Origin of the sequence: Streptomyces cucumeris, assembly GCF_024295805.1 — a bacterium.
GTDB lineage: Bacteria > Actinomycetota > Actinomycetes > Streptomycetales > Streptomycetaceae > Streptomyces > Streptomyces cucumeris.
This window is the reverse complement of record NZ_JANCLX010000045.1, coordinates 42,152-60,318: the sequence shown is the minus strand read 5'-3', so window position 1 is coordinate 60,318 and position 18,167 is coordinate 42,152. Positions and strand designations below refer to the sequence as shown.

15 protein-coding genes, 2 tRNA genes and 2 pseudogenes are annotated in these 18,167 nt (G+C 70.6%); 4 read left to right on the top strand and 15 right to left on the bottom strand.

Annotated features, from left to right (window positions below; translation table 11 throughout):
• The 5 genes and pseudogenes from NMK44_RS38035 to NMK44_RS38015 form a co-directional block, all read right to left on the bottom strand.
• A pseudogene (locus tag NMK44_RS38035) lies at window positions 1-833 on the bottom strand (hypothetical protein); the annotation flags it as partial.
• Entirely contained in the window at window positions 830-1,480 is a 651-nt protein-coding gene (locus tag NMK44_RS38030; RefSeq protein WP_254752070.1) for an aminodeoxychorismate/anthranilate synthase component II, read from the bottom strand. The gene NMK44_RS38030 and the pseudogene NMK44_RS38035, both read right to left, overlap by 4 nt.
• Entirely contained in the window at window positions 1,477-1,653 is a 177-nt protein-coding gene (locus tag NMK44_RS38025) for a hypothetical protein (RefSeq protein WP_044572551.1), read from the bottom strand. Before NMK44_RS38025 ends, NMK44_RS38030 begins: the two co-directional genes overlap by 4 nt.
• 84 nt (window positions 1,654-1,737) lie before the next feature.
• Window positions 1,738-2,418, bottom strand: coding sequence for a class E sortase (locus tag NMK44_RS38020; protein ID WP_254752068.1), 681 nt, complete (start codon window positions 2,416-2,418; stop codon window positions 1,738-1,740).
• A 14-nt stretch (window positions 2,419-2,432) separates the two neighbouring features.
• Window positions 2,433-3,203 (bottom strand): DUF881 domain-containing protein, encoded by a 771-nt coding sequence (locus NMK44_RS38015; protein ID WP_254752066.1) that lies wholly within the window; start codon window positions 3,201-3,203, stop codon window positions 2,433-2,435.
• A 145-nt stretch (window positions 3,204-3,348) separates the two neighbouring features.
• On the opposite strand from NMK44_RS38015, the gene crgA reads away from it, so the two are divergent.
• Window positions 3,349-3,606, top strand: a complete 258-nt coding sequence (gene crgA, locus NMK44_RS38010; protein WP_254752064.1) for a cell division protein CrgA — start codon at window positions 3,349-3,351, stop codon at window positions 3,604-3,606.
• Between the two features lie 382 nt (window positions 3,607-3,988).
• On the opposite strand, the gene NMK44_RS38005 is transcribed toward crgA, so the two are convergent.
• Both NMK44_RS38005 and NMK44_RS38000 read right to left on the bottom strand, forming a co-directional pair.
• On the bottom strand, window positions 3,989-4,873 hold the full coding sequence (locus NMK44_RS38005; RefSeq protein ID WP_254752080.1) for a rhomboid family intramembrane serine protease: 885 nt from the start codon (window positions 4,871-4,873) through the stop codon (window positions 3,989-3,991).
• Window positions 4,874-4,968: 95 nt separating this feature from the next.
• Entirely contained in the window at window positions 4,969-5,502 is a 534-nt protein-coding gene (locus tag NMK44_RS38000; RefSeq protein ID WP_254752062.1) for a peptidylprolyl isomerase, read from the bottom strand.
• 285 nt (window positions 5,503-5,787) lie between these two features.
• On the opposite strand from NMK44_RS38000, the gene NMK44_RS37995 reads away from it, so the two are divergent.
• Window positions 5,788-6,513, top strand: coding sequence for a DUF5324 family protein (locus NMK44_RS37995; protein ID WP_254752060.1), 726 nt, complete (start codon window positions 5,788-5,790; stop codon window positions 6,511-6,513).
• Window positions 6,514-6,620: 107 nt separating this feature from the next.
• Here NMK44_RS37995 and NMK44_RS37985 read toward each other — a convergent pair.
• Window positions 6,621-7,768, bottom strand: a pseudogene (locus tag NMK44_RS37985) (response regulator).
• Window positions 7,769-7,963: 195 nt separating this feature from the next.
• Window positions 7,964-8,036, bottom strand: a tRNA-Ala gene (locus NMK44_RS37980).
• Between the two features lie 118 nt (window positions 8,037-8,154).
• Here NMK44_RS37980 and NMK44_RS37975 point away from each other — a divergent pair.
• Together NMK44_RS37975 and NMK44_RS37970 are read left to right on the top strand one after the other, a co-directional pair.
• Entirely contained in the window at window positions 8,155-8,700 is a 546-nt protein-coding gene (locus tag NMK44_RS37975) for a helix-turn-helix domain-containing protein (RefSeq protein ID WP_176181801.1), read from the top strand.
• 48 nt (window positions 8,701-8,748) lie between these two features.
• Window positions 8,749-10,338: a serine/threonine-protein kinase gene (locus NMK44_RS37970; RefSeq protein ID WP_254752054.1), complete on the top strand. Its 1,590-nt coding sequence runs from the start codon at window positions 8,749-8,751 to the stop codon at window positions 10,336-10,338.
• Window positions 10,339-10,542: 204 nt separating this feature from the next.
• Here the strand turns inward: NMK44_RS37970 and NMK44_RS37965 are convergent, their stop codons facing one another.
• From NMK44_RS37965 to gyrB, 6 genes are all read right to left on the bottom strand, one after another.
• A complete protein-coding gene (locus NMK44_RS37965) occupies window positions 10,543-12,048 on the bottom strand; it encodes a hypothetical protein (RefSeq protein ID WP_254752052.1) in 1,506 nt (501 codons plus the stop codon).
• A gap of 210 nt (window positions 12,049-12,258) precedes the next feature.
• Complete coding sequence (locus NMK44_RS37960; protein ID WP_003958712.1) at window positions 12,259-12,393, bottom strand: DLW-39 family protein; 135 nt, start codon at window positions 12,391-12,393, stop codon at window positions 12,259-12,261.
• Between the two features lie 180 nt (window positions 12,394-12,573).
• Window positions 12,574-12,647, bottom strand: a tRNA-Ile gene (locus NMK44_RS37955).
• A 61-nt stretch (window positions 12,648-12,708) separates the two neighbouring features.
• A complete protein-coding gene (locus NMK44_RS37950; RefSeq protein WP_374215399.1) occupies window positions 12,709-13,473 on the bottom strand; it encodes a DUF3566 domain-containing protein in 765 nt (254 codons plus the stop codon).
• 3 nt (window positions 13,474-13,476) lie between these two features.
• Entirely contained in the window at window positions 13,477-16,089 is a 2,613-nt protein-coding gene (gyrA, locus tag NMK44_RS37945; RefSeq protein WP_254752050.1) for a DNA gyrase subunit A, read from the bottom strand.
• Between the two features lie 41 nt (window positions 16,090-16,130).
• A complete protein-coding gene (gene gyrB, locus NMK44_RS37940) occupies window positions 16,131-18,158 on the bottom strand; it encodes a DNA topoisomerase (ATP-hydrolyzing) subunit B (RefSeq protein WP_308358759.1) in 2,028 nt (675 codons plus the stop codon).
• Window positions 18,159-18,167 lie beyond the last annotated feature (9 nt).

Here is an 18,167-nt window from a genome sequence, read left to right as displayed (position 1 = left end):
TCCGTCCGCGGGCCGCCCGAGCCGCCACGGGCGGCCGCCCGCCGGCCGCCGCGCCGGGCGGCCTCCTGGGCGGCCCTGCGGCGGGCGGCGCGGCCGCCGGTCGGCACCGGCTGGCCGGAGGCCGGGGCCACGGGGGCCGCGCGGTGGGGGGGCATGGGGCCGGGGGGTGTGAGGACGGAGCGGACCCTCCGCAGCGCCATGGTCTCGTCGCCGCCGGGCGGCACCGAGCGTCCGCCGGGGGGCGTGGGTCCGCCGGGGGGCGCGGAGCGCGGCATCGCGCGCAGGGCCACCGTCTCATCGCCGCGGCGGGGTGGTGCGGCGGGCGCGGGCCGGGCCACGGGGGGCAGGACGGCGGTCTCATCGGCCCTGCCGGGCTCTGAGGGGGCCACTCGCGCCCGACGGCGGCCCGTGGGTGGTTCGGGAGCCTCCCCCGCCTCGCCGGGCCCTGTGGCGCCGGGACGGCGCCGCCGCCGGCCGGTCGGGGGCGGTACGGCGCCCAGCGGCATCGTGGCCGCCGGGTCGGCCGCCGCCGGATCGGCCGGGCCGTCCGGGGCGTACTCCTCGGCGGACGGGCGGCGGTGGCGTCGGCGGGGCGACGGATCCGGAGGGCGCCCGGGGAGCGAGCTGAGGCCCAGGGTGTGGCTGGTGGCCCCGTCGGGGGCCATCGCCGGCAGCGGGGCGGTCGGGGGGGCGCCCGGCCGCTCCCCCGGCGCCGCGAACGCGCCGGATCCCCCGTGGGCGCCGTACGGTCCCCGTGACTCGTACGACCCGTACGGGGCGGCTCCCTGGGCGCCGTGGGCCGCGCCCTCACGCTCGGGGCGCGGTGCGGTCACTCGCCTGCCTTGCCGCCGACCGCCCCGACCACCGGGGCGAGTCCGGCGGACCGCTCCACCGCTCCGCTGTCGCCGCACTCCACCAGCCAGTTGGCGAGCATGCGGTGGCCCCATTCGGTGAGGACCGACTCGGGGTGGAACTGCACGCCCTCGACGCGCAGTTCCCGGTGGCGCAGTCCCATGGCGATGCCGGTCCCGGTCCAGGCCGTGATCTCCAGCTCGTCCGGGACCGTGCCCCGCTCGACGGCGAGCGAGTGGTAGCGGGTGGCGGTGAAGGGCGAGGGCAGTCCCTGGAAGACGCCCGCTCCCTCATGGGTGACCAGCGAGGTCTTGCCGTGCAGCAACTCCGGTGCGCGCCCCACGACCCCGCCGTAGGCGACGGCCATGGACTGCATCCCCAGGCAGACGCCGAACACCGGGACGCCGGTGGACGCGCAGTGCCGCACCATGTCGACGCAGACCCCGGCCTCCTCGGGGGTGCCGGGTCCGGGGGACAGCAGGACGCCGTCGAAACCGTCCTGGGCGTGCGCGAGGGCGACCTCGTCGTTGCGCACCACCTCGCACTCGGCGCCGAGCTGGTAGAGGTACTGGACCAGGTTGAAGACGAAGCTGTCGTAGTTGTCGACGACCAGGACGCGCGCGCTCATCGCGGACCCGCCATTCCCTCGTCGACCGTCACGTCGTTGAACGGCAGCAGCGGCTCCGCCCATGGGAAGACGTACTGGAAGAGCACGAAGACGATCGCCAGCACCAGCACGAGCGAAATCAGCGCCCGCACCCATGCGTTCCCCGGCAGATGCCGCCAGATCCAGCCGTACATGCCATCCCTATCTCACCGATGACGAAGTCGATTGCAGCACCGGAGTGCAGCACCAGAGTAAAGGGCGAGGGCGGCCCGGGAGGGTCAGCCGGACAAAGCGGCGGGCCTGCCCCCGGTGACCGGGCGGGTCGCGTCGAGGTGCGCCCAGGCGATCAGCCGGTGACTGTGCCCCCACTCCGGGTCGCAGGTGGTCAAGGTCAGATAGCGGCCCGGGCGGCGGAATCCGGACGCCCGCGGCACCGGGTCGATCACGCCGGTGTCGCTGGGGCGGGTGCGGTAGGGACGCCGGTCGATGCGGTACGTGAACCAGGTGGTGCCGTCCGTCAGCACCACCGCGTCGCCGGGGCGCAGCGCGGGGAAGTCCTTGAAGGGGTCGCCGTAGGTGCGGCGGTGCCCGGCGACGGCGAAGTTCCCGGTGGCGCCGAGGCGGGCGGTGCGGGAGTAGTGGCCGAGCCCCTTCTTGAGGGTCTCGGCGCCGGTCCCCTGGAGGACGGGTTTGGCCCAGTCGCTGCCGAAGCGGGGGATGTACATGACCGCGAAGGAGGCGCCCGGCGCATAGGGGGGTGGTGCGGCCTGGCCGCGGGCGCCCTCCATGGCGACGGAGCCGGTGGCCCAGCGGTCCTGTAAGTGGTCGATCTCGCTGTCCATGGCGCGGTCGGCGCGGACGGAGGTCCAGTAGAGGACGTAGACCACCAGGAGAACGATCAAGGTGCCGATGGTGACGCAGAGTTCACTGAGCGTTCTGATGATCACCCGCGTGGTCACCGGCCCCCCAAGCGCTACCCGATGGGCTGTGCCTGATGCAGGTCCACTGTGCCGGAGTAGCCGGGAAGAGTCACCGTGTCGTGCTGGTCGACTTTCCAGCCGAGGCCGTAGGCGTCGACGTAGCTGCGGTAGTTCTGGATGGCGGGGGAGGCGGCGAGCGCGGTGCGCAGCTTGCCGCGGTCACCGACGGCGGTGATCTTGTAGGGCGGTGAGTAGACCCGGCCCTGGAGGATCAGGGTGTTGCCGACGCAGCGCACCGCGCTGGTGGCGATCAGCCGCTGGTCCATGACCATGATCCCCTTGGCACCGCCCTGCCACAGCGCGTTGACCACGGCCTGGAGGTCCTGCTGGTGGATCACCAGGTCGTTGGGCTGCGGCTCGGGGACGCCGGGGATCTGGGCAGTGGCGTTGGGCGGGGCATCGGTGAGGGTGACGGTGACCCCGGTGCCGGTGAGCTTCTTGGTGCCCGCCGTCTCCTCCAACTTGGCCAGCTCCCGGCGCTCGGCGCTGGTGCTGCCGTCGTCACGGCGGGCGAGGGCGTCGACCTCGGAGCGCATCTTGGCCGTGCTGTCGTCGAGGGTGTGATTCTTGCGGCTGCGCTCCTGGATCAGGTCCGACAGCCGCAGCATCGATTCATCACTACGGATGTTGGTGCCCTGCGCCGTGTTGAAGCTGGTCCAGAAGATCAGCCCGGCCAGCGCGAAGACCGAGGCGGTCAGCAGCCGGGCGGGGCGGAAGGCGGGGCGGCGGAAGCCCGGGGTGGGGGAGTCAGCGGAATTGCTCAACGTACCCTTACTCCTTACGACGCCGCGGAAGGACTACGCTAACTGACATGCGGGGGAGGGAAGTGGTCCCCGTCGCTGTCCCGCCCCGGCGCCGTCCGTTCATATCCCCGCGCGGTCACGCAGCGCATCGACAGGAGAGTTCCTCGTGCCGAAGTCACGGATCCGCAAGAAGGACGATTTCACCCCGCCTCCGGCGAAGCAGGCGGCGAGCATCAACCTGAACAGCGGCCGCCGCTGGGTGGCCCCGCTGATGCTGGCGATGTTCCTGATCGGCCTGGTGTGGATCGTCGTCTTCTACGTGACCACGGGGGACATGCCGATCGAGTCGCTCGGCAACTGGAACATCGTCGTCGGCTTCGGCTTCATCGCCGCGGGGTTCGTCGTCTCCACCCAGTGGAAGTAGATCCGTCCACGACGGGAGCAGGGCCCTCCGCGGGCCCTGCGGCAGGGTCGTCCGGTGCGGCGGGATCGTCCGGTGCGGCGGGGGCGGCGGAGTCATGCGCTACGGCGGGGACATCCGATCACTGTCCACAGGGTTATCCACAGGCGGGGAAAACTCAGAAGATCTGTGGATAACCTCTGTCGCGTTGACGCCGGTGTGACCGGTGATGGATTCCAGTTCGATCCTTCACACCTGCACCTTCCTGCGAAAACGCAGGTCAGCGGAGGCACGTACAGATGTTCTCCACAGGTTGCATAAGATCCGCCACACGCTGTGGACAACTGACCGAGCCAGACCCGTTCGAAGCCCTCGGTGAACACGGGGCCGGATGGCCCCGCGGGGCTCAGCCGGTGAGCTCGACCGTACGGACCCAGATCACCGCGATCATCGCCAGCAGGGCCACCGCACAGGTCCCCCACTGCACCAGCGCCCGCCGCTGACGCGGAGCGTGCACCATCCCGTACGCCACCGCCGTGCCCACGACCAGCCCGCCGACATGGGCCTGCCAGGCGATCCCGGACCAGGTGAAGGTGAAGAGCAGGTTCAGCGCCAGCAGCGCGATGACCGGCCGCATGTCGTACTGGAGCCGCCGCATCAGCACGGCGGTGGCGCCCAGCAGACCGAAGATCGCGCCGGAGGCGCCCAGCGAGGGCTGGTTCTGCGCGGCCAGCAGGTAGGACAGCGCGCTGCCGCCGAGGCCGGAGAGCAGATAGAGCGTGAGATAGCGGGCGCGGCCGAGCGCGGCCTCCAGCGGACCGCCGATCCACCACAGCGAGAGCATGTTGAAGGCGATGTGCATCACCTGCTGGTGCAGGAAGACCGAGGTCACCAGCCGGTACCACTGGCCTTCGGCGACCCCGACGATGTCACCGGCGCCCGGGTCGTAGGCCCGGCCGACCAGATCGAGGTCATCCACGAAGCGGTCGCCCGCCCCCAGCGCCACCAGCCATATGACGAGGTTGAGGACGATCAGGATCTTGGTGAGCAGCCGTGGGTCGGAAGTGATCGCACCGCCCGCCAGGGTCCGCGGCTGGGAAGCGCGCGGCGAGGGGCCCGGCGCCGCCGGTCCCGACCCGGCGGAGGCCCTGCCGCCCACGCACTCCGGGCACTGGAACCCCACGGAGGCACTGATCATGCACTCCGGACAGATCGGGCGCTCACAGCGGGTGCACGTGATGCCGGTCTCCCGCTGCGGATGCCGGTAACAGCAGACCGCCTGGTCCTCCATGGTGTCCTCTCGCCCCCTGTCCACACGCTCGGTCACGTCCTCCGCCCCGCTTGTTCTCACGGACAAGCGGGGCATGGAGTTCCCGGGCGGGGAGATCAGCCCTCGCGGGTCTCCACGACGACGGACTCGATCACGACGTCCTGGAGCGGACGGTCGGTGCGCGGGTTGGTCGCGGCGGCCGCGATGGTGTCCACGACCTTCTTGCTGGCCTCGTCGGTGACCTCACCGAAGATGCTGTGCTTGCCGGTCAGCCACGTGGTCGGGGCGACGGTGATGAAGAACTGCGAGCCGTTGGTGCCCGGACCGGCGTTGGCCATGGCCAGCAGGTACGGCTTGTTGAAGGCCAGGTCCGGGTGGAACTCGTCGCCGAACTCGTAGCCCGGGCCGCCGGTGCCGTTACCCAGCGGGTCCCCGCCCTGGATCATGAAGCCGCTGATGACGCGGTGGAAGACCGTGCCGTCGTAGAGCTTCTCCTTGGCCTTCTTGCCGGTGGCCGGGTGGGTCCACTCGCGGCTGCCCTCGGCGAGCTCCACGAAGTTCTTGACCGTCTTGGGCGCGTGGTTCGGCAGCAGCCGCACCACGATGTCGCCGTTGTTCGTCTTCAGAGTGGCGTAAAGCTGCTCGGCCACGATCTACCTTCCATCGTTTTCACTTCCGTCTCCTGATCCTCGCACGGACCCGATGCCCGGGGATATCCGTGAAGGCCGTGGGCGGCGCGCCGATACCTAGTGTTTCCGGAAGAATCTCCGCTATGACCCAGATGCCCGGCCTCACATGCTCCGCGTGCTGCGAACGGGCATGATCTCCACAAACAGGCATGATCTTTCTTGGGATGGAAACACGAAACTGCGCAGCTTGAGCACAGAACTCTGAACCCCGGAGCAATGACCAACGCCACCGAGGAGGAGGATCCCGTGACCCGCATTGACAGCGTGCGAGCCGCGACCGGCACCGCCAAGAGCGGCGTCATGCACGCCGCGGAGGCGGTGGCGCCCTACGCCGGTACGGCCAAGGACACCGCCACCCGCTATGCGCACGAAGCGCGCGTGCGGCTGGCGCCGAAGGTCTCGCACGCAGCACACCAGGCCCGGTGCAGCGCCGGTACGCAGTACCACGCCCACATCGCGCCCAGGCTCACCCAGGCCAGGGGGAACCTGCCACCCAAGGTGGACGCCGCCGCGACCCGTGCCGCCAAGCGCACCCGCAAGGCCGCCCGCCAGGCCGCCGACTACACGACGCCCCGGGTGGAGAACGCGGTGGCCGGAGTGCGCGCGGCCGCCGGACCCGCCCGTGAGGAGGCGGTGGTCCGCACGGCCGCGGCCGTCGCCGCACTGCGCACCCATGTGACCGCCGCCGACATCGAGAAGCTGGCCAGGAAGCGCGCCCGCCGGGCCCGTGCCGGGAGGGTGGCCAAGCGGGCCACCTTCATCGGGCTGATCGGCGCGGGGCTCTTCGCCGCGTGGAAGTGGTGGGACCGGCAGGCCAACCCCGACTGGCTGGTGGAGCCCCCGGCGGCGACCGAGGTGGGCGACCGCGAGCGGCTGGCCACGGTGGACGGCAGCGACCAGGACGCCCTGGACCCGGAGGTGCAGGCCAAGCAGGCCGAGGCCGAGGCGCGCAAGGACGACGACCAGCGCTGACGGCGCCGGCGCGGTGAGGTGAGGTTCGCCGAGGGGCGGAAGACCCGGGGTCTTCCGCCCCTCGGCCGTTCACCGGCGCCGTTCACAGGTGCCCTGGGCTCCTGGGCTCAGCCCTCCGGTACCCGCTCGGCGGTGCGCCGCTGCCGCCGCTCCAGGAAGATCTCGGTGAAGACCGACACCTTGGCCCGCAGCGCCCAGGGATCGAACGGCTTCGCCATGTAGTCGACGGCGCCCGCCGCGTATCCGCGCGAGGAGTGCTCCGGGTCGGCGCCCATCGCGGTCAGGAAGATGATGGGGATGTCCCGGTTCCGGGAACGCCGCTTGATGTGGGCGGCCGTCTCGTAACCGTCCATCTCCGGCATCTGCACATCGAGCAGGATCACGGCGAAGTCGTCGTGGTCCAGCAGCGCCTTGAGGGCCTCCTGACCGGAGCTCGCGGTCACCAGCTCCTGGTCGAGGGTGGCCAGCACGGCCTCCATGGCCAGCAGGTTGTTGGGCTGGTCGTCGACCACCAGGATCTTGGGACGAGGACCGCCGCAGGGGCGTGCCATCGGCCCCACCGGGGCGCCCGGCTCCTCGTCCGGCTGCGGGACCGCGGCGGGCCCCTGGGCCTCCACCACGGCGAGCTGCCGCTCCAGCACCAGACAGCGGTCCTCCGCCAGCCGTCCGCGTCGGCGCACCTCGGCCAGCTCCTCGGCGAGCCGCGCACCTCCCGCTCCAGCTTGTCCCGCTCCTTGATCAGCTCCTCACGGTCCGGTGACCCGCGCTCCAGCGCGTCCGCCCGCGCGCGCTCCATGGCCCAGGCCGCCTCGGCCTGGTTCAGCCGCACCTCCAGATCGGCGATGCGGTGCTTGCGGTCGAGCAGCACCTCGCCCAGCGCGTCCTGGTGGGCGAGCGAACAGCGCGCCTCCCGGTCCGCGTCCGCCAGCTGCACCTGGAGGATCTCCATGGCGTGCGCGGGGGACCGGCTGGTGCGCACCGCGGCCCGGTGCAGATCCCGCATCAGCTCGATGGCGGCCGGCGTGACGGCGGCGCCCCGTCGCGCCGCGAGATCCGTGAAGAGATCGAAGACGAACTCCCACGGCGGGATGCGCGTCCCGCTCAGGAACCGCGAGACCGTACTGGGATCCCGGTGCCGTCGCACCGCGTATCTGCGTACCGAGACCTCCAGCCCGGCGAAGAGCCCTCTCAGCTCCATGGCGAACGCCCGGCACTCGTCGGGCAGATTGTCCCCCAGCGGACGCAGCTCACCCATCTCGTCCCCCTCTACGGCGACTCACGCCGATCAGACGATTCCCGGGCGGCTTGCCCGAGTTGTGGGCGACAGCCTGGAGGATCGCGCCGGTGTTGCGCCGGACAACGCCGGGAGTGGCAACACCGGGGCCGCGGAACACGGCCGCACAACGAACCAGCCGGGACACCGCAGTGGTGTCCCGGCTGGTGACAGGGGTGGAGCCTAGGAGAGTCGAACTCCTGACATCCGCCATGCAAAGACGGCGCTCTACCAACTGAGCTAAGGCCCCGTCGCCGATCAGGATACCCGGTGTCGGCCGCCTTTCCCGACCGGGTATCGCTCGCGCGTACCGCTCTCCGTAGGATGCCACGCAAGATTCGCGGCAGCGAAGCGAAGGGGAGACCGGGATGGACGCAACACAGCAGGACGCCACCGCGCGTGCACGGGAGCTGCAGCGCAGCTGGTACGGGGAACCGCTGGGGGCGCTCTTTCGCCGTCTCATCGATGATCTCGGTCTCAATCAGGCCCGGCTGGCCGCCGTGCTCGGCCTCTCCGCACCCATGCTGTCGCAGCTCATGAGCGGTCAGCGGGCAAAGATCGGCAATCCCGCGGTGGTCCAGCGGGTGCAGGCCCTCCAGGAGCTCTCCAGCCAGGCCGCGGACGGCAGAGTCAGCGCCGCGGAGGCCGCCGAGCGGATGGAGGAGATCAAGAAGAGCGCGGGTGGCTCGGTCCTCAACTCCACCCAGACCGCGGCCAGCACGGGTGCCCCGACCGTGCGGCGCGTGGTCCGCGAGATCCAGTCGCTGCTGCGGTCCGTGGCCGCCGCGGGGGACATCATCGACGCCGCGGACTCCCTCGCCCCCACCCATCCCGAGCTGGCGGAGTTCCTCCGGGTGTACGGCGCCGGGCGGACCGCCGAGGCGGTCGCGCACTACGAGGCGCACCAGAGCTGACGGACTGATGGGCTGCTGACGAGTCGATGACGGGGCGGGCACGACGCGATGGGTGAGATCTTCGCGGGCCGGTACGAGCTGGTGGACCCGATCGGGCGCGGGGGTGTGGGAGCCGTCTGGCGGGTCTGGGACCACCGCCGCCGACGGTACGTGGCGGCGAAGGTGCTCCAGCAACGGGACGCCCATACGCTGCTGCGGTTCGTCCGGGAACAGGCGCTGCGGATCGACCACCCGCATGTGCTGGCGCCCGCGAGCTGGGCGGCGGACGACGACAAGGTGCTGTTCACCATGGATCTGGTGGGCGGCGGTTCGTTCGCCCATCTCATCGGTGACTACGGACCGCTGCCGACGCGCTATGTCTGCACCCTGCTGGACCAGTTGCTCTCCGGGCTGGCCGCGGTGCACGCCGAGGGTGTGGTGCACCGGGACATCAAACCCGCGAACATCCTGCTGGAGGCCACCGGGACGGGACGGCCCCATGTGCGGCTGTCCGACTTCGGCATCGCGCTGACCAAGGGCGAGCCCCGGCTCACCGAGGCCAACTATGTGATGGGCACGCCGGGTTACTTCGCGCCCGAGCAGATGATGGGGGAGGAACCCGACTTCCCGGCCGATCTCTTCGCCGTCGGGCTGGTGGCGCTCTATCTGCTGAGCGGGCACAAGCCGGACGCGGAGGCGCTGGTGAAGCGCTTCAGCGAGCAGGGGGTGCCGAACCCGCCCGCGGAGGTGCCGGAGCCGCTCTGGCAGGTGATCGCGGGGCTGCTGCAACCGGATCCGGAAGACCGCTTCCGCACGGCCATCGGGGCGCGCAAGGCGCTGGCGACCGCTGTCGAGTCGCTGCCCGAGGCGGACATCGACGACGAGGCGATCGAGATCTTCGATCAGCTCGGCCCGCTGCCCACCGGATTCGGCTCCGCCGGGCCGACCCGGCCGGGGCGCCGCCACGCCAAGTCCGACTCTCCGGACGAGACCCCGGGGGCGGCCGGGAGCACCTCGACCGCCGAGACGGAGCCGGGCCCCCGGCCCGCCGCAGACCCGGCCGACCCGGCCGACCCGGCCGGCCCCGGCGCACCGCGGCCCTCCATGTCGGACACCGGCAGCTTCACCCTCCCGCCGCCGCAGCCACAGCCCCGGTCCCAGCAGCACACCCCCTCGCACCAGGGGGAGCAGCCCGCCACTCCGGCTCATCCCCCCGTCCAGGGGCCGCTGCCGCCACAGCACCCGCCGACACCGCACCCCCTGACGCCCCATCCGCCGGTCCAGCGGCCCTCGGTCCCCCAGTCCTCGGTGTCCCATCCCCACACCCCACAGACTCCGCAGACTCCCTCGACCATCGCCCCGCTGCCGGGCACCCCGCTGCCGCACACCCCGCAGCACCCCGTACAGCCGCCGCACGGGCACCATTCCGAGCCGCCCGGCCCGCCTCATCTCCATACGCCCACCCCCGTACCGAACGCGACGCCCTCCTCGGTGCCGCTCGCTCACCCTCCTACTCGTCCATACACCGCTCAGCAGCCGCGGGTTCCGCACCGGGCCGCACGGCGTCCCGGCCCGTCCCGGAAGGCGACGGTCTCGATCCTGATCGCCGCGGCCGTGTGCTTCGCCGTCGGCGCCTGGGCACTGATCGTCGCGGGCTGAGCCCGGCCGCGCCGCGAAACCGCCTCAACCGACCATGGAAACGCCGCAACCGGCCGCGCAACCGCCGCAACCGCCCCGGGAAGGCGGTCCACCGCCCGTCAGAGCGCGCTACCGCCGCCCCCGGGCATGTGGTGGTGCCGCCGCCGTCCCGGGGCGTACGGGTGCCTCTCAGCGGCGCACGGCGTACGGTCCGTCGGCGGCCCGCTACCAGCCCGACGGTGTCCCGTACGGCCGCTGCTGTCCCGTCGACGGCTCCTCCGCCCCAGGAGCACCCACCCCAGGGCCCGATCCAGGACCACCAGCTCCAGGCGCTCCCGCCCCAGGACCCGATCCAGGCGCTCCCGTTCGCGGACCCCCGTCCCGCTCCCCCGCCGCCCGCCGCCGTGCGGTCACGGTCCAGGTGCCGAGCCCGGCCAGCAGCACCGTGCCCGCCCCGAGCCCGGTCCAGCCCACCAGCCGGAGCGTGGACTTGGTCCCGCCGTCCTTCCCCGGCACGGACGTCCCGTCGTCCCCCACGGACAGCGCGCCCTGCCGCGCCAGCTTCTTCTCGGCGGCGGTGAGGCCGAAGCCCTGCTTCAGGGCGTCCCCCTGGTACTCCGGCCCACCGCGCGCGGCCCCGGCGACCCGCACCCGCAGGGTGACCGGAACCGTGCCCTTCAGCTGCGGGGCGGCGTCGGTCGGGCTGAGCGTGACCGCCAGGAAGTAGCCGCCCGCCAGACTCATCGCGCGGACCGAGTAGTCGGCCTTGGCGTAGCGGTTCCCATAGGCCACGGGAGCGGTGCTCACCTGCGTCCCCGTCGACTTCCCGGCCCCGGCCCCGACTCCGACGCCGACTGCGCCGCGCTTGGCGAGGCCGAGCGCCGGGCTGTACGCCCGCAGGGCCACTGCCTTGTCGAGGACCGCGGAGCTCTTGCCCTGGGCGTCCGCGGGCAGTTCCGCGACGGCGGAGAGCTGTTGGCCCCAGTCGACCGGGACCCGGTAGAAGTGCGTCTCACCCGGCCGGAAATCGTCTCTCCACACCCCTGTGGAGACCGTCGGCGCGTCACCGAGTCCGATGCCCCCTGCCTGCTCCCGCGGGGATCCGCTCGGCAGCCGCGGCGGATCGGTGCGCCAACTCCCCTCCGGCGCACCGCCCGTGGCACCGCCCTTCACCGGGGGCTCCGTCATCAGCCGCAGCTCCAGGGGCCAGCGGGCGGGGTCCTGCGCCCCCGCCTGACGCTCCACCGTGACCAGATAGCGCCCCGCCGTACGGCAGGACGCCAGCGAGCCGGCGCCGGTCTGCCGGACGACGTGATCGGTCAGGGGATAGGCGGCACCGCTGCCCTCGAACCGGGGCGACGCGGTGTCACAGGTGCCACCGTCCGGATTCTGGAGGGTGATCCGGACACCGTCGCGGAACGAGGCCACACCCGAACCCGGCTGGGGAGCGGCGACCGCTGAGACGTAGGCGGCCGATTTGGCGTCGAGTCGGACCGCGAAGTGCCGCTTCTCGCCCGGACCGAGGGTGTCGGTGTAGGTCCGGCCGGATTCCAGGGCCGGGGCGCCGGTGGCGTCCCCGGTGCCGTGTATCCGGGTGCCCCGGGTCTCGTACCCCCGGGGTTCGCCGCTGACGTCGGCGGGCGCCGCCAGGGCCTGCCCCTGCGTCGTCACCACCGCACACAGCGCCGCCACCGCGGCGAGGCCCGGCCTGACCCTGCAGCGGTCCCTCATCGCGCGTCACTCCTCGTCGTACCGGCCGTGGCCGCAGACCCCACCCGGCTTTGCGTGTGCAAGCAATTCGTTTGCGAGAGTGAACGCGACGGCCCCCATCAGCAGATCCCCGAGGCCCCCGCGACCATCAACCCCGCCACGGTCGCCAGTAAAGCGGACGGGGCCCCGACCGCTCCAGCGGTCGGGGCCCCGTACCGGGACTCGTGGGGGTCACACGCCCGAACCCGCGGGCACGGAGTCGGTCGCCTCCGTCCACAGATCCTGCTCGGCGCGATCCGCCTGGATCTGGCGGTACACGAGGAGCCCGCCGATGGCGGCCAGTGCGACCAGGAGGAGCTTCTTCACCGCGCTACCTCGTCTCTTTCTTGACGTAGGGGACCTCTGGCGCCCGATGATACACACCGACCGATACCGTTCGGTGACCTATGCCCGCCATTGACGCGGCAACTACCGGACATCAACTGCACGGACGCCCATACGAGATCGGCCCGGCGGAGAGATTCTCCGCCGGGCCGTTCGCATCGGTGGGGCTAACAGGACTTGAACCTGTGGCCTCTTCCTTATCAGGGAAGCGCTCTAACCGTCTGAGCTATAGCCCCGCGCTGCACCGAAAGATTAGCGCACCACCAGCCCTGTCCCAAAATCGGTATCGCCGGGCCGCTACTCGTCCTCGGCGAGCGTCAGCTCCACGCCGCCCACGAACCCGGCGGACAGGTTGTAGATGAACGCGCCCAGGGTGGCCAGGGCGGTCGCCAGCACCACGTTGATCACGGCGATGATCGAGGTGAACCCCAGGACACGCGGCAGCGACAGGAACGATTCCAGGTCGAACCCGCTGCCCTTCTGGGACTCCGTCGCCTCGCTGATCGTGCCGCCCACGGCGCTGAAGACGCCCATGGCGTCCATGACCATCCACAACACCGCCGTGGCGATCACCGTGCAGATCCCCAGCGCTATGGCGAGCAGGAAGCTGACCTTCATGACCGACCACGGATCCACCCTGGAGACCCGCAGCCGCGCCTTGCGGGTGCGCGGCACCGGCCGGGCTCCCGCGCCCGTACGGGGGCGCCGGATGCCCGTGGTGGCCTGGCCCCCGGTCTGGGCCGGGGCCGCGGCGGTCCCGCGGCCCGCCGTACCGCCGCCCGCCGGCGGCGCGTACGCCTGCGGCGGGTGGTACGGCTGCGCGGGCGCCCCACTGGCGGGGCGCTCGCTGGGCAGCGGGCTGCCGGAACGCTTCTCCCGCGGCTCACCCGACCGCTGGGGCCGGAGCTCGCGGGTGTCGGTCACCGTGCCCCGCTGGGAGTCGGCCGCCGGGCCACGGGCACCTTTCTGGGCGGAACCACCGCCCGCTGAGGACGGAGCTCCCGATCCGGACCGCCTTCCGGCGCCCGCACCGCCGCCCGTGGCACCCGTGGCTCCACTCACGACTTACTCCTCGGTCTCATCAGCCGGGGGCTCGGTGCCCTCGGCCACCTCGGGCGCGGCCCCCTCGGCTGCCTCGATCCCGGCCGCGGAGATTTCCTCCTCGACCTCTTCAGCCTCACGACCGGCCTCGGCGTTCCGGGCGATACCCACGACGGCATCGCGCTTGCCCAGGTTGATCAGTTGGACGCCCATGGTGTCACGGCCCGTCTCCCTGACCTCGTTGACCCGCGTACGGATCACACCGCCGCCGAGCGTGATGGCCAGGATCTCGTCGGTCTCCTCGACCACCAGCGCACCGACCAGGGATCCACGGTCCTCCACGATCTTGGCGGCCTTGATTCCGAGGCCGCCGCGACCCTGGACGCGGTATTCGTCGACATTCGACCGCTTCGCGTATCCACCGTCGGTGGCGGTGAACACGAACGTACCCGGCCGCACGACATTCATCGAGAGGAGTTCATCGCCCTCGCGGAAGCTCATGCCCTTCACACCGGAGGTCGCCCGGCCCATCGGCCGCAGCGCGTCGTCCGTGGCCGTGAACCGGATGGACTGGGCCTTCTTGCTGATGAGGAGCAGATCGTCCTCGGCGGAGACCAGCTCCGCGCCGATCAGCTCGTCCTCGCGGCCGTCCTCCATCTCCCGGAGGTTGATGGCGATCACACCGCCGGAGCGGGGCGAGTCGTAATCCTTTAGCGGAGTTTTCTTCACCAAACCCGACTTCGTGGCGAGCACCAGGTACGGCACCGCCTCGTAGTCCCGGATCGCCAGGATCCGCGCGATCTGCTCGTCCGGCTGGAACGCCAGCAGGTTGGCGACGTGCTGGCCGCGCGCCTCCCGGCCCGCGTCCGGCAGTTCATACGCCTTGGCCCGGTAGACCCGGCCCTTGTTGGTGAAGAACAGCAGCCAGTGGTGGGTGGTCGAGACGAAGAAGTGGTCGACGATGTCGTCCTGCTTCAGCTTCGTACCGCGCACCCCCTTGCCGCCGCGCTTCTGGGAGCGGTAGTCCTCGGTCTTGGTGCGCTTCACATAGCCGCCACGCGTGATCGTGACGACGATGTCCTCCTCGGCGATCAGGTCCTCGATGGACATGTCGCCGTCGAAGGGGACCAGCTTGGAGCGCCGGTCGTCGCCGAACTTCTCGACGATCGCGGTGAGCTCCTCGCTGATGATCTGCCGCTGCCGCTCGGGCGAGGCCAGGATCGCGTTGTACTCGTTGATCTTCGCCTGGAGTTCGTCGTGCTCCTGGATGATCTTCTGGCGCTCCAGGGCGGCCAGCCGCCGCAGCTGCATCTCCAGGATCGCGTTCGCCTGGATCTCGTCGATCTCCAGCAGGCCCATCAGGCCCCCGCGCGCGATCTCGACCGTGTCGCTGCGCCGGATCAGCGCGATGACCTCGTCGATGGCGTCCAGCGCCTTGAGCAGACCGCGCAGGATGTGCGCCCGCTCCTCGGCCTTGCGCAGCCGGAAGCGGGTCCGGCGGACGATGACCTCGATCTGGTGGGTGACCCAGTTGCGGATGAACGCGTCGAGCGAGAGCGTGCGCGGCACCCCGTCGACCAGCGCCAGCATGTTGGCGCCGAAGTTGGTCTGCAGATCGGTGTGCTTGTAGAGGTTGTTGAGGACGACCTTGGCGACCGCGTCCCGCTTGAGCACGATGACCAGCCGCTGGCCGGTGCGCGAAGAGGTCTCGTCACGGACGTCGGCGATGCCGCCGATCCTGGCGTCCTTCACCAGGTCGGCGATCTTCTGCGCCAGGTTGTCCGGGTTGACCTGGTACGGCAGCTCGGTGACGACCAGGCACTGACGGCCCTGGATCTCCTCGACCTCGACGACCGCGCGCATGGTGATCGAGCCACGGCCGGTGCGGTACGCCTCCTCGATGCCCTTGCGGCCGACGACCAGCGCCCCGGTGGGGAAGTCCGGGCCCTTGATCCGGTCGATCAGGGCGTCGAGCAGCTCCTCCGAGGTGGCCTCCGGGTTCGCCAGGAACCACTGGGCACCCTCGGCCACCTCGCGCAGATTGTGCGGCGGGATGTTGGTGGCCATACCGACCGCGATCCCCGCCGAGCCGTTGACCAGCAGGTTGGGGATGCGGGCCGGCAGGACCGTGGGCTCCTGGTTACGGCCGTCGTAGTTGTCCTGGAAGTCGACGGTGTCCTCGTCGATGTCCCGGAGCATCTCCATGGCCAGCGGGGCCATCTTGCACTCGGTGTACCGCATGGCCGCCGCCGGGTCGTTGCCCGGGGAGCCGAAGTTGCCGTTGGAGTCCACCAGCGGCATGCGCATCGACCACGGCTGGGCCAGTCGCACCAGGGCGTCGTAGATGGACGAGTCGCCGTGCGGGTGGTACGTGCCCATGACATCGCCGACGACGCGGGCGCACTTGTAGAAGCCCTTCTCGGGGCGGTACCCGCCGTCGTACATCGCGTAGAGCACGCGCCGGTGCACCGGCTTGAGGCCGTCCCGGACGTCGGGCAGCGCACGGCTCACGATCACGCTCATCGCGTAGTCGAGGTAGGAGCGCTGCATCTCCGTCTCGAGGCCCACCGGCTCCACGCGGAGTCCGGCGCCCTCGGCGGGGTCTTCAGGCGTGTTCGGGGTGTTCTCGTCGGCCATTGCTGGTCAAGTCCTTCTGTCGTCTGCGGCTGGGGGCCGACTCAGATGTCGAGGAAGCGGACATCCTTGGCGTTGCGCTGGATGAACGAGCGCCGTGCCTCGACGTCCTCGCCCATGAGGACCGAGAACAGGTCGTCGGCCTGCGCCGCGTCGTCCAGGGTGACCTGGCCGAGCACGCGGTGGTCGATGTCCATGGTGGTCACGCGCAGCTCTTCGGCGTTCATCTCGCCCAGACCCTTGAAGCGCTGGATCGAGTCGTCCCTGATGCGCTTGCCCTGCTCGCGGCCGGCCTGGATGAGAACGTCCCGCTCGCGGTCGGAGTACGCGTACTGGACCTCGTCCCGACCCCACTTGATCTTGTAGAGCGGCGGACGGGACAGGAAGACGTGCCCGGCCTCGACCAGCGGCCGCATGAAGCGGAAGAGGAAGGTCAGCAGCAGAGTGTTGATGTGCTGGCCGTCGACGTCGGCGTCCGCCATCAGGATGATCTTGTGATAGCGGAGCTTGCCGATGTCGAAGTCCTCGTGCACACCGGTGCCGAACGCCGAGATCAGCGCCTGCACCTCGTTGTTGTGCAGGATCTTGTCGACACGGGCCTTCTCGACGTTGAGGATCTTGCCTCGGATCGGGAGGATCGCCTGGTACTGCGGGTCACGGCCGGATTTGGCCGAGCCGCCGGCGGAGTCACCCTCGACGATGAAGATCTCGCACTTCTCGGGGTCGTTGGACTGGCAGTCGCTGAGCTTGCCCGGCAGCGACGCCGTCTCCAGCAGCCCCTTGCGGCGGGTCAGATCGCGCGCCTTGCGGGCCGCGACCCGGGCGGTCGCCGCCTGGATCCCCTTGCGGACGATGTCGGCCGCCTCGTTGGGGTTGCGGTCCAGCCAGTCCGCGAGGTGCTCGTTGACGATCTTCTGGACGAAGGTCTTGGCCTCCGTGTTGCCCAGCTTGGTCTTCGTCTGACCCTCGAACTGCGGCTCGCCCAGCTTGATCGAGATGATCGCGGTCAGACCCTCGCGGATGTCCTCACCGGTGAGGTTGTCGTCCTTCTCGCGGAGCAGCTTCTTGTCGCGCGCGTACTTGTTGATCAGGTACGTCAGCGCGGCCCGGAAGCCCTCCTCGTGGGTGCCGCCCTCATGGGTGTGGATGGTGTTGGCGAAGCTGTAGACACCCTCGGTGTACTGGGTGTTCCACTGCATCGCGATCTCGACCGAGAGCATCCGCTCCTTGTCCTCGGCCTCGATGTCGACGACCGAGGGGTGGACGAGCTCGCCCTTGCGGGAGTTCAGGTACTTCACGAAGTCGACGATGCCGCCCTCGTAGTAGTACCTGACCGCGAGCGGCTTGCCCTCCTCGTCCACATGGGCTTCGCGCTCATCGGTCAGCGAGATGGTCAGCCCCTTGTTGAGGAACGCCATCTCCTGGAAGCGACGCGCGAGCGTCTCGAACGAGTAGTCGGTCGTCTCGAAGATCTCACCGTCGGCCCAGAAGGTGACCGTCGTACCCGTCTCGTCCGTGGCCTCGTTGCGCGCGAGGGGGGCCGTCGGAACGCCGGTCTTGTAGTCCTGCGTCCAGCGGTAGCCGTCCGTCTTGACCTCGACCGCGACCTTGGTCGACAGCGCGTTGACCACGGAGACACCGACGCCGTGCAGACCACCGGAGACGGCGTAGCCGCCGCCCCCGAACTTGCCGCCCGCGTGCAGCACGGTCAGCACGACCTCCACGGCGGGCTTGTTCTCGGACGGGACGATGCCCACCGGGATGCCGCGGCCGTTGTCGACGACGCGAACGCCGCCGTCGGCCAGGATCGTGACGTCGATGGTGTCCGCGTGACCGGCCATGGCCTCATCGACGGAGTTGTCGACGACTTCCTGGACGAGGTGGTGCAGACCGCGTTCGCCGGTGGATCCGATGTACATACCGGGTCGCTTGCGGACCGCGTCCAGACCTTCCAGGACGGTGATCGCACTGGCGTCGTACGACGGCGGGGCCAGGCCCTCGCCGTCATCGGACGAAATGTTTTCGATGGGGTTGCCGGAATCGGCCACGAAGCGCCCTTTCTGGCACAGCACAAGCCGTCT

Excerpts from the sequence above, each read along its gene's own strand:
- NMK44_RS37975 (WP_176181801.1), top strand. The coding sequence starts at position 8,155 with ATGGACGCAACACAGCAGGACGCCACCGCGCGTGCACGGGAGCTGCAG.
- NMK44_RS38030 (WP_254752070.1), bottom strand. The coding sequence starts at position 1,480 with ATGAGCGCGCGCGTCCTGGTCGTCGACAACTACGACAGCTTCGTCTTC.
- NMK44_RS38005 (WP_254752080.1), bottom strand. The coding sequence starts at position 4,873 with ATGGAGGACCAGGCGGTCTGCTGTTACCGGCATCCGCAGCGGGAGACC.
- gyrA (WP_254752050.1), bottom strand. The coding sequence starts at position 16,089 with ATGGCCGACGAGAACACCCCGAACACGCCTGAAGACCCCGCCGAGGGC.
- NMK44_RS37965 (WP_254752052.1), bottom strand. The coding sequence starts at position 12,048 with ATGAGGGACCGCTGCAGGGTCAGGCCGGGCCTCGCCGCGGTGGCGGCG.
- NMK44_RS37970 (WP_254752054.1), top strand. The coding sequence starts at position 8,749 with ATGGGTGAGATCTTCGCGGGCCGGTACGAGCTGGTGGACCCGATCGGG.
- NMK44_RS38025 (WP_044572551.1), bottom strand. The coding sequence starts at position 1,653 with ATGTACGGCTGGATCTGGCGGCATCTGCCGGGGAACGCATGGGTGCGG.